This is a genomic window from Acinetobacter sp. HR7 (assembly GCF_000773685.1).
In the GTDB taxonomy this organism is placed as follows: Bacteria; Pseudomonadota; Gammaproteobacteria; order Pseudomonadales; family Moraxellaceae; genus Acinetobacter; species Acinetobacter thermotolerans.
The window spans coordinates 39759-51586 of record NZ_JPQO01000157.1 but is presented as its reverse complement, the minus strand read 5'-3'; the positions used below and the strand labels follow the sequence as shown (position 1 = coordinate 51586).

At 48.5% G+C, this 11828-nt stretch carries 8 protein-coding genes; 4 read left to right on the top strand and 4 right to left on the bottom strand.

What is annotated here, in order from left to right; genetic code table 11:
- The first annotated feature begins 140 nt into the window (after positions 1-140).
- Positions 141-878, top strand: a complete 738-nt coding sequence (locus tag GW12_RS07550) for a sulfite exporter TauE/SafE family protein (protein WP_034585711.1) — start codon at positions 141-143, stop codon at positions 876-878.
- Here the strand turns inward: GW12_RS07550 and GW12_RS07545 are convergent.
- The 4 genes from GW12_RS07545 to GW12_RS07530 form a co-directional block, all read right to left on the bottom strand.
- Positions 875-1780, bottom strand: a complete 906-nt coding sequence (locus GW12_RS07545; RefSeq protein WP_034585753.1) for a LysR family transcriptional regulator — start codon at positions 1778-1780, stop codon at positions 875-877. The genes GW12_RS07550 and GW12_RS07545 overlap by 4 nt on opposite strands.
- Before the next feature lie 99 nt (positions 1781-1879).
- Positions 1880-3175 (bottom strand): solute carrier family 23 protein, encoded by a 1296-nt coding sequence (locus tag GW12_RS07540; protein ID WP_034585708.1) that lies wholly within the window; start codon positions 3173-3175, stop codon positions 1880-1882.
- 297 nt (positions 3176-3472) lie between these two features.
- Complete coding sequence (gene ppc, locus GW12_RS07535; RefSeq protein ID WP_034585705.1) at positions 3473-6157, bottom strand: phosphoenolpyruvate carboxylase; 2685 nt, start codon at positions 6155-6157, stop codon at positions 3473-3475.
- A 145-nt stretch (positions 6158-6302) separates the two neighbouring features.
- Positions 6303-6920, bottom strand: a complete 618-nt coding sequence (locus GW12_RS07530; RefSeq protein WP_034585703.1) for a TetR/AcrR family transcriptional regulator — start codon at positions 6918-6920, stop codon at positions 6303-6305.
- Between the two features lie 149 nt (positions 6921-7069).
- On the opposite strand from GW12_RS07530, the gene GW12_RS07525 reads away from it, so the two are divergent.
- From GW12_RS07525 to GW12_RS07515, 3 genes are all read left to right on the top strand, one after another.
- Positions 7070-8176 carry an efflux RND transporter periplasmic adaptor subunit gene (locus GW12_RS07525; protein ID WP_034585700.1) on the top strand — a complete coding sequence of 369 codons (1107 nt, stop codon included), beginning with the start codon at positions 7070-7072 and terminating at the stop codon, positions 8174-8176.
- A 2-nt stretch (positions 8177-8178) separates the two neighbouring features.
- Positions 8179-11316 (top strand): efflux RND transporter permease subunit, encoded by a 3138-nt coding sequence (locus tag GW12_RS07520; RefSeq protein WP_034585697.1) that lies wholly within the window; start codon positions 8179-8181, stop codon positions 11314-11316.
- Positions 11317-11447: 131 nt separating this feature from the next.
- Positions 11448-11825 (top strand): hypothetical protein, encoded by a 378-nt coding sequence (locus GW12_RS07515; protein ID WP_034585694.1) that lies wholly within the window; start codon positions 11448-11450, stop codon positions 11823-11825.
- The last annotated feature ends 3 nt before the right edge of the window (positions 11826-11828 follow it).

The window sequence follows — 11828 nt, the reverse complement described above, 5'->3', positions numbered from 1 at the left end:
ATTCTTGCTGGGGCATTGTTTGCTTGCCAGCAATGTGCATTTTCAGCCTCAAGCTTTGCTTGAGGCTATATCCTTAAAACCCTGATTTTTCTTTATCCGCAATTTTTATAGCATGGGCGAAACAGATGTAGGTCCATCAGATGATTGCTTTCGTTATTGCCATCTTTGCCCTGGCCGGGCTGATTAAAGGCACCATTGGTTTAGGCTTGCCCGCAGTATCTATGGGTTTGCTGACCATTTTTATGAGTCCTTTTCAGGCCGCAACTTTGCTGATTGTACCTTCGATCCTCACCAATTTCTGGCAGCTGTTTGCCGAAGGTCATGTTCTCAAATTAATGCGCCGTTTCTGGCTATTATTACTAGGCATTGCTGTGGGTTCAATGTGGAGCATTTTCCCGACACTGGGTCATTCGGAGTTTCATAGTGAAGCTTTGCTCGGTGGCATGCTGGCGCTTTATGGCCTATATGGTTTATGTGCGAAAAAAATGCCGGATTTAAGCCGACATGAAAACTGGCTGTCTCCGATTATGGGTTATCTGGGTGGTGCCTTGACGGTAGCGACTGGTGTGGTGGTGATTCCGGTGGTACCGTATTTACAGACCCTGCATTTAAAGCGTGATGATCTGGTTCAGGCTTTGGGGTTGGCGTTTACGACTTCTACCTTATGTCTGGCGATTTTCCTGCACCGCAATCTAGTGGACAATATGCCGATTGATTATGCCATGTCCACGATTGCCCTGATTCCGGCGCTGATTGGCATGTGGTGTGGCAAGAAAATCCGTTATCGCATTCCTGAACAGAAATTCCGGACTGTATTTTTTATCGGTCTGATTGCTTTAGGCAGCTATATGATGCTGCATCAATTCGGCTGGATTTAATGCAGCAGCTTTTGTGCATCTGTGGACAGCAAGAATTGACTGAAATGCTGATAGGCCGTACTCAGTTCATCAAAATTCTTTGCTGCGAGTAATAATTTTCGGTTGGCCCAGTTTCCGGTCAGTTTAATTTGCTTGAAGGCATACAGTCGAGACAGACGTTGTGCAGCACGTTGCGGCATGATGGCGATACCGACACCATTGGCCACCACCTGGGCAATTGCGGCAAAATTAGGTAAGCGTAGGCGGTACTGAATCTCGCAGTTCAGTAATCTGGCCTGGGTTTCAATCGACTGTTGTAGCGAGTGATATTGCATCAAACCGACAAAGGGATAATTCAGACAGTCCGCCAGCTTTAATTTTGACTCCTGGTTTAATTCATGCTGCTGTGGGCAAATCAGTACCAAGGGATCATCGGAAAATTCCAGAGTCTGCAGTTCGGGTGCAGGGAAAAAACTCGAGATCAGTCCCAGTTTGGCAGTGCCACTGGTGATCGCCTGAATGATGTCATTGCTTTCCGCTTCTTTGAGATCGATCTGAATATTCGGATTATTCACCAGATATTGTGGCAGCAGCAGGGGCAGGTACTCGCTTTGTGCGGAGGAATTGCACCATAAGCTGATATTGGAATGTGATCCTTCACTAAACGCAGCCATGGCCTGTGCCAGTTGCTGTCCCTGTTGTAGCATCGCTTGGGCATGCTCGGCAAAGACCTGTCCGGCAAAGGTCAGTTTGACTCCGCCAGCATGTCGGGTAAACAGGCTGACCTGATAGTGCTGTTCCAGTTTTTTAATCCGCTCACTGGCCGCCTGCAGGGAAATGGCAGAGCTTTCGGCTCCTTTGGTCAGACTGCCGCTATCGACAATATTTAAAAACAGGCGTAAATCAAAAAAATCCAGACGCATCGGCAGGATGCCCATTACAAAGAATTAGTCTATCTTAACCAATTCCTCAACCAAATAAAAAAGCAGCCTTGGTGGCTGCTTTCTCATGATTTTTAAAAATTATTTTTTATCGACCAGTCCAAAGAACCAGTTCAGAAACAGGGCAGCAAACGTTGCAGTTCCGATCCCGCCAAGGTTAAAGTCACCAAAGGTCAGGGCGAAGTCACCAGTTCCGAGAATAATAGTTACTGCTGCGACCATCAGGTTTTTGTTTTGCGAGAAGTCGACCTTGTTTTCAATCCAGATTTTTGCGCCGGCAATGGTAATTAGACCAAAGACTACAATCGAAGCACCGGTCAGGATCGCGGTTGGAATGGTATGAATAATCGCACCAAATTTTGGAGATAATCCTAAGAAAATTGCAAATACACCGGCAATGGCAAAGATAATGGTGGAATAGACACGAGTCACGGCCATAACCCCAATGTTTTCACCATAAGTGGTCATGCCCGGAGCACCGACACCACCTGCCAAGGTTGTTGCAACACCATCTGCGAAGAAGGCTTTACCAATCTGTGGATCTAGGTTTTCACCGGTCATCGCACCGACGGCTTTGATATGGCCCAGGTTTTCTGCCAGCAAGATCAGCGCAATCGGGGCAATGATCAGCATGGCATTCACTTCAAACACCGGTGCATGGAAATGCGGTACCCCAAACCAGGCAGCTTCCTGAACTGGAGCAAAGTTGATGGGTGTTCCATGGCCCAGTACATTACTGAGTATGTAATACACGATATAGGACAGCAGCAGGCCGACTAGCAGTAACAGGCGTTGCAGCAGGCCACGGGTGAACACAGCAATCGAACCCATACACAGTACGGTCACCAGTGACATCCACATATTAAAGGTATTGCCCATCACATTTTTCACGGTTACTGGTGCCAGGTTCAGACCAATGATCATGACCACGGCACCCGTCACTACTGGGGGCATCAGCTTTTCAATCCAGCGGGTTCCGGTCGCCATGACCAGCAGACCAAAAATGGCATAGATCACGCCACAGGCCATGATCCCGCCTGCAGCTACTGCGATATTTGGATTCACACCATTGGTTCCGGCATAACCTGTTGCTGCAATCACCACACCAATAAAGGCAAAGCTTGAACCCAGGTAACTTGGGACACGACCACCGGTCATCAGGAAGAACAGGATGGTACATACCCCTGACATTAAAATCGCCAGGTTCGGGTCAAAACCCATCAGGAACGGTGCCAGTACAGTTGCACCAAACATGGCAAACGCGTGTTGTACACCCAGGATTAATGATTGTGCAGGTGGTAAATATTCTGCGGTGCCTACTGGTCGTGCATCGATACTGCCTTCATAAGGGCGCCATTTGGGGAACCAATTGGACATAAAATGAGCACTCTAAAGATAAATTGTGCACATCATACTCTTGTTTTTTAGAAGATTTAATTGCTGATACAAATTTTTTGTTCAAACTAATTTCATGACTTTATTTAAATTTACTGAACGGTAAAAGTTTTTTGAATTAAAAGTAAAAACAAATCAGTGTATTAATTCTGTAAACAGTCTATGTGTGAACCTATAAATAAATCTGATGGGCTATATAAGTAAAGCATTTTGGAATAGTTGACTGATCAATAAAAAAGCACATCGCGAAGGATGTGCTTTTTTGTGACTTGTAAATTATTAGCCTGTATTACGTAAACCGGCAGCAATCCCCGCGATACTCACCATCAGGGCATGGTCAACCGGGGTATTTTCGGCATTTTGCTGTGCCAGATACAGACGACGACGTTTCATCAGTTCAGCTTGGAGCAGATGCAGCGGTAACAGGTAAGGCTTACGCACACGCATAGATTGATCCAAGACATCATTGCTGGTCAGCAGTTTTGATTCACCTTTCAGGGTGAGCAGGGTCTGTACGCCGTCTTTCAAACGTTGACGCAGTTCTTCACCGAGCAATTTCAGATCCGGATCATCAGTCAGATGCGATTCATAGTACAGCGCCACATCGGCATCTGCTTTCGACAGTACCATTTCCAGCATGTCGATCAGGGTCTGGAAGTATGGCCACTGCGCCAGCATTTCATCCAGGGTTGGGCGCTGACCTTGTTCCAGCACTTCATTCAGCGCTGCACCAGTACCCAGCCAAGCTGGCAGCATCAGACGGATTTGGGTCCAGGCAAAGACCCAAGGAATGGCACGTAGTGACTCGATCCCGCCGCTGACTTTACGTTTCGCCGGGCGTGAACCGAGTGGCAGCATTTGCAGTTCCAGTTCCGGGGTTACGGTACGCAAATATTTCACAAAATGTGGATTTTCACGCACGGTCTGGCGATACACATTCACCGACAGATCGGTCATTTTGTGCATCAGCTCACGCCATTCCGGTTTAGGATTTGGCGGTGGCAGCAGAGTCGCTTCCAGAGTCGCCGCGGTATAGATTTCCAGGTTTTGTAGCGCAATGGTTTCCAGACCGAACTTGAAGCGGATCATTTCCCCCTGTTCAGTCACGCGGATCGCACCCGAAATCGAACCAGGTGGCTGTGAGAACAGTGCCTGTTGCGTTGGTGCACCACCACGGCTGATTGAACCGCCACGGCCGTGGAATAGGGTCAGTTTCACGTCATGCTGTTTGGCAACGGCAGTCAGCTCTTCCTGCGCACGGTACTGTGCCCAGTTGGCAGACATAAAGCCGGCATCTTTAGCCGAGTCTGAATAACCAATCATGACTTCATGTTTACCCTGAATATGCTGCTTGTACCAGTGCATATTGAACAGGGTCGACATGGTGTCCGCTGCACCATCGAGGTCTTTTAGCGTTTCGAATAAAGGCACCACACGGAGTGGATGTTTGATTCCAGCTTCTTTTTGTAATAGGAGCACAGCCAGCACGTCACTTGGGTATTCCGCCATCGAGATGATATAGGCACCGAGCGACTCACTTGGCTGCTGTGCCAGTGTACGCATGGTGGCAAAGACTTCCTGCACATCCGGATGTTCAATCAGGCTGCCGGCCGGTTCGTTCAGGTATTTCGGTAATAATGGACGTTTGCTTTGCAGTTCCTGTAGCAGGAAGTTCTGACGTGCCTGTTCCGTCCAGGTTTCAAAATTACCTAAGCCTAAGTATTCAGTAATTGCGGAAATCGCCTGACGGTGACGGCCAGATTCCTGACGGATATCCAGTTTTAGCAGTTCAATCCCGAAACTGTTGACGCGATAGATGAAGTCGAGCAGCTTGCCATTGGCAATTTCCGGCAGGTTGCAGTCCATCAGCGAGCGGTAGCACAGTAATAAAGGCTGTAATAGCTCATCTTTCGTTTTGATCACTCGGCTATCATCGGCATCTTTACCATGCAGTTTTTCTGCCAGCCAGTTACGGGTGGCTTTCAGGCGTTCACGAGTATCGCGCAGATATTCACGGTACGGTTCCGGATGCGATTTGCCCAGTGCCTGTTGCAGTTCTTCGCTGCATTGCTGGATCGACAGTTCCCAGCGCAAGTCTTCGATATCACGTAAATACAGATCCGCGGCTTTCCAGCGAGACAGCCACAGCACTTTCTGAGTCACATGATGCGTTACATTCGGGTTGCCGTCACGGTCACCACCCATCCAGGAAGCAAAACGGACTGGCGCAACACTCAGCGGTAGAGGCTGACCACATTGGTCCTGTACCATTTCATTCAGTTCACGGATGAATTTGGGTACCGCATTCCACAAAGTTTGCTCAATGGTGGTAAAGCCCCATTTGGCTTCATCCACCGGAGTCGGGCGGTGTTGGCGGATTTCATCGGTCTGCCAGGCAGAAGTAATCAGCTGTTTCAGATCAGCCAATACTTCCTGACGTTCACGCGGTGTCAGTTTTTGCTGGTCACATTTGGACAGGCAGTTATTGATGCCATCATATTTCTGAATCAGGGTCCGGCGGCTGACTTCGGTCGGATGCGCGGTCAGCACCAGTTCAATTTTCAGTTCACAGATCTGTTGATACAGGGTTTCAGAGGAAATTTCTTTCTGTTTGAATTTTTCAAACAACGGCACTAGTGGATTTGGTGATTCAGCTGTTTCATCAAACTCGCTTTGGCGGCGGCGGCGTACCACATGATATTGCTCGGCAATATTGGCAAAGTTAAGGAAGTGGGTAAAGGCACGCGCCAGAGGGAGAATTTCATGATCTTCCAGACTCAGGAACAGTTGCTCAAGTTGCTTTTCTGCTTCAACCTGACCATCACGTGCGCCTTTGGACAATGCACGGATCTGTTCGACCTGATTAAACAAATCTTGTCCTGCATGCAGCTTTAAGGTTTCACCCAGCAGGTTACCCAGTAAGCGAACGTCATCACGCAGTGGTGCATCAATCTGTTGAGCCATTTTTATATCCCCTCTGTTATATGCTTTGACTATACCGCTCCTGTCCGACATTCCAAGCCTGTTACAGACAAAAGTCGGACATGGTCTGCTTATAAATTAACAGTTGTCAGACCAATTTATGTGAATTTGGTTATAAATTGGCAGCTTAGTGGGCGTAGCGCAATAAGAAAATCTGAATAGCGTCCTGAATGATTATTTGCTGCTGTGCGGCATCGGGGATGGGCAGGACGCCGAGCATGACTTGTTGATGCCGCTTACCAAACAGCAAGGACATCATCAGCTCCGTCTGTTTGATAGGATCATCGGGCTGAATAAATTGATATTGCTGGGCAAGACTGAAGAAATTCCCCCAGAGCTGATCCAGAAAACCATGTGAGGCACGAAAGAACTGGGTGAGCAAGGGACTTTGCTCGGCAGCCAGTTCCATTAATAACAAATCTAATTTAATGGCTTCCGGCAAATTGACAATGTTCATCGATAGGGCACAGGTCTCGTAAAACACCGTTTTAAAGTCACTATCGGCTTTGAGCTCGATTGGACGGGCCTGAATGATGTGCTCGCAGGTATCTTCAATGGCGCAGGTAAAAAGATTGGCCTTGTCCTGAAAATGGTTATACACCGTCAGTTTGGTCACGCCCGCTGCCTGGGCAATCTGGTTCATGCTGGAACCATGATAGCCATGCTGCAAAAACAGCTGTGTCGCGGCATCCAGGATACGTTGACGCTTTTCTAAATCCTTGGGACGTCCTACCGAAATTTGCACTATCTCATCCAGAAAAAATAAATATGGTCATTGATTTATCTTGATTATTTTAATTAGTGTACCGCATGGTATATTAATTAAAAAATCACCAATTCAATATATCGTAGTCTATTTAGTAGAAAAACCATTATTAGATAAGAGCGGACAACATGAGCATGATGCAGCACTTCCTGACGGGCATGGTTATCGCCTGCAGTGTGACCCTGTGGGGATGTAGCAACAATAATGCAGCAGGAACAGAACAGGAAGTTCCTTTTGTGATGGTGACCCAGCCAAACACCTCCTATACCGAACAGAAAAGCTATGCCGGAGATGTGCAGGCACGCCAACAAACCCCGTTGGCCTTCCGGGTCGGTGGCCAGATTACCCAGCGTTTTGTCGATGTAGGTGATCAGGTGAGGGTGGGGCAGGTACTGGCAACGCTGGATATTCGGGATGCAGAACTGCAACTGAATGCTGCGCGTGCACAGCTGGAAAGTGCCCAGTCTGCTGCCCAGATTGCTGAAGATGAACTGAACCGTTTTAAACAGCTGCTGCCGACCAATGCGGTGAGCCGCTCGCAATATGATGCAGTCGAGAACCAGTACAAGGCCGCGATGTCGAACCTGAAACAGGCGCAGTCCAATTATGATGTCAGCCGGAATCAGACCGGTTATAACCGTTTGGTAGCGAATAAAAATGGGGTGGTAACTGCAAGGCATATTGAAGTCGGGCAGGTCGTGGCAGCAGGGCAGGCCGCTTATGAAATTGCCTTGAATGGGGACCGTGAAGTGGTGATTGGGGTACCGGAACAGGCGATCAGCGAGATCAAGGTCGGTCAACCTGCCTGGGTCACCCTGTGGTCTAAAAATGGTGAAAAATTCAGTGCTTATGTCCGTGAAATTTCTCCAGCTGCGGATCAGTCGCGTACCTTCACTGTGCGTGTGGCGTTGCGAGAAGGCCAGCAATCTATTCAGCTCGGTCAAAGTGCCAGGGTATTCTTTGTCAAAAATCAAGATAATGCCCTGAGCGTACCACTTTCCAGTATTTCTGCGACTGATGGTCAGGCCTATGTCATGGTAGTACAGCCGGACTCGACCATACGCAAAGTGCCGGTACAGATCGGCGCTTATGGTCGTGATTCGGTACCTGTGCTGAGTGGCCTCAAAACCAATGATTATGTGGTGATTGGCGGGATTCATCTGTTACGTGATCAGCAGAAAATCCGCCCGATTGACCGCCAGAACCGTAGCGTTAATATCCAGGCTGGAGGTTAAGTATGGGCTTTAACCTTTCGGAATGGGCCTTAAAAAACAAGGGTCTGGTACTGTATTTCATGATTCTACTGGGGTTGGTTGGGATCATGTCTTATTCCAAGCTGTCACAGAGTGAAGACCCGCCGTTTACCTTTAAGGTCATGGTGGTTCAGACTTACTGGCCGGGAGCTAGCGCGCAGGAAGTCTCGCTGCAGGTCACGGACCGGATTGAAAAGGAATTGATGACCACCGGCAATTACGAACGTATCATGGCCTATTCCCGTCCGGGCGAATCCATGGTGACCTTTGTGGCCAAGGACTCTCTCAAATCCAAAGATGTTCCTGATGTCTGGTACACCGTTCGCAAGAAAGTCAATGATATCCGGCATGAATTGCCACAAGGCGTACAGGGGCCGTTCTTTAATGACGAATTCGGCGATACCTTTGGCAATATCTATGTTCTGAAAGGCAAGGATTTCGATTATGCGACCTTAAAAGAATATGCGGATCGTCTGCAACTGCAGTTACAGCGGGTCAAAGACGTTGCCAAAGTTGAGTTGATCGGCCTGCAAGACCAGAAAATCTGGATTGAAATTTCCAATACCAAAGCGGCGCAGCTTGGGATTCCGGTGACTGCGATCCAGCAATCCCTGCAACAGCAGAATGCGATGAGCAATTCCGGTTTCTTTGAAACTGAATCCGACCGGATTCAGGTGCGTGTCAGCGGTGCCCTGAAAAGCGTGGAAGAGCTGCAGCAGATGCCGCTGTATGTGAATGGCAAGACGGTTCAGCTAGGCGATGTTGCAGAAGTCTATCGCGGTTTTACCGATCCGGCCCAGCCACGTATGCGCTTTATGGGTGAAAATGGCATTGGACTTGCGGTATCAATGCGTAAGGGCGGGGACATTATTGCACTCGGTAAAAGTCTGGAGCAGGAATTTGCCCGTCTGCAGAAGACGCTACCTTTAGGCATGGAACTGAAGAAAGTCTCTGACCAGCCGGTAGCCGTTAAACGCAGTATCAATGAATTTATGAAGGTGTTGGCGGAAGCGGTAATTATCGTGTTGCTGGTCAGCTTTTTTTCACTGGGTTTCCGTCCGGGGCTGGTGGTGGCTTTTTCCATTCCCCTGGTACTGGCGATGACCTTTGCCGGCATGAATTTCTTTGATGTTGGCCTGCACAAGATTTCCCTTGGAGCGCTGATTCTGGCCTTAGGCCTGCTGGTCGATGATGCCATTATCGCGATTGAAATGATGGCGATTAAAATGGAGCAGGGTTTTAGCCGGCTGGAAGCTGCTGGGCATGCCTGGCGCACCACTGCTTTTCCAATGTTGACCGGAACCCTGATTACCGCTGCCGGCTTTCTGCCGATTGCCACAGCGGCCTCGAGTACCGGGGAATATACCCGCTCGATTTTCCAGGTGGTGACGCTCGCTTTGCTTGTTTCCTGGATTGCTGCTGTTGTGTTTGTTCCTTATCTGGGTGATAAGCTGCTTCCAGACTTTAACCAGGATCTGGTACAGAAAGCGCCGTGGTATCAACGCCTCTGGGCACGTTTACGCAAGCAGCCTGAACCTGCACCACTGGTGCATCATGCCGGTGAGCAGCATGACCCGTATCAGACCCGCTTCTACCAAGGTTTCCGTCGTTGGGTTGATGCCTGTGTCACCTATCGCAAAACTGTGATTGCAGCCACTGTCGGTATTTTTGTCCTGTCGATAGCGATGTTTAAGCTGGTGCCACAGCAGTTCTTCCCGCCATCCAATCGTGCTGAAATTCTGGTCGATCTGAAACTGGAAGAAGGCGCTTCGCTGAAAGCCACTGAAGCTGCGGTGAAAAAAGTTGAAGCCTTCCTGTCCAAACAGGAGGGGATCGACAACTATGTGGCTTATGTTGGTACTGGTTCTCCGCGTTTCTATCTGCCGCTAGACCAGCAGTTACCACAGACCAGCTTTGCCCAGTTTGTGGTACTGGCTTCTTCACTGGAAGACCGTAATGAAATTCGTGAATCCTTGAGTAAGCAGATTCGTCTGTTACTGCCAGAAGTGCGTACTCGTGTATCGCTGTTAGAAAATGGTCCGCCGGTTGGTTATCCATTGCAGTTTCGTGTTTCTGGTGAAGATCTAGGTTTAGTACGTAGCTGGGCGCAACAAGTGGCAGCGAAAGTGGCCGAAAACCAGAACACTACCAATGTGCATTTGGACTGGGGTGAGCCAAGCAAGGTAATTAGGCTGGATATCGATCAGGACCGTGCCCGTCAGCTGGGTGTGAACAGTCATGATCTGGCCAGTTTCCTCAATAGTTCTATTGCTGGTGCAACGATTGACCAGTTCCGGGAAAAGCGTGAGCTAATTGAAATCCGTTTACGCGGTGATCAGGCAGAACGTGTGGATGTAGGCTCTTTAAGCAGTCTCGCGGTACCAACTTCAAGTGGCAAATTTGTCTCACTGGCGCAGATTGCCAAAATTGAATACGGCTTTGAAGAAGGCCTGATCTGGCATCGGAACCGTCTGCCGACCATTACTGTACGTGCTGACATCCGCACCAGCTTACAGCCTGCTACGGTGGTCAATGAGCTGAAACCTGAGCTGGATCAATTACATGCGAAGATGCCAAATGGATACCTGATTGAAGTCGGTGGAACGGTGGAAGAGTCGGCACGTGGTCAGACTTCAGTGAATGCAGGTATGCCGCTATTCCTGGCCGTGGTATTGACCCTGCTGATGATCCAGCTAAAAAGCATCTCGCGGACTTTTATTGTGTTCCTGACCGCACCGCTGGGCATCATTGGTGTGGTGCTGTTTCTGCTGTTGTTTAACAAGCCATTCGGCTTTGTGGCAATGCTTGGAACTATTGCCCTGTCCGGAATGATCATGCGTAACTCATTGATTCTGATTGATCAGATTGAACAGGATATTCTGGCGGGAGAATCTCAGTGGAATGCTATCATCAATGCTACGGTACGCCGTTGCCGTCCGATTGTGCTGACGGCACTGGCTGCGGTATTGGCCATGATTCCCTTATCCCGCAGTATTTTCTTTGGACCGATGGCCGTCGCAATTATGGGGGGACTGATTGTCGCGACCCTGCTGACGCTGTTTTTCCTGCCGGCGTTGTATGCCCAGTGGTTTAAAGTGAAAAAAACTGAGCATCCGGTTTAAAACTGTCATAATATCAGGTGCGAAATATTAAAAATTTTAATATAGTAGTGCCTGATATTTTAACAATTCAAAAAAATGCAAGGTTGCTGCTTTATCAAGGGTATAAGGCAGATGACGAGGTTGAAACAAACATGAATCCAGAAACTTTAACTCAAATGCGACGCTCTGTAGCACTTGCATATGTGTTCATGTTTTTAGCCTCTTTTACCGTGATTTTTGGTATTTTTTCTTACTGGTTGGCCCGCAAGGTGACCCAGGTCGATTACGCTGAGGTCTGGTTACAGGCACAGGCCTTATGGATCATGCGCAATGTGGTGATTTATACCGCGCTGGCAGTATTTGCGGCCCTCTGGTTTATTCCATTATTTTTCTATGCCTGGGACAGCATGCTGTGGGTTAAAGCCTGTACCGTGGCTGGCGTCATCTTTAGCTTTATCGCTTTTATTTACATGATTAATGCCTGGTTTAAAGGTGTGTCCAAATTCTATCAAAGCAAAGCGGTTTTCTAAGCT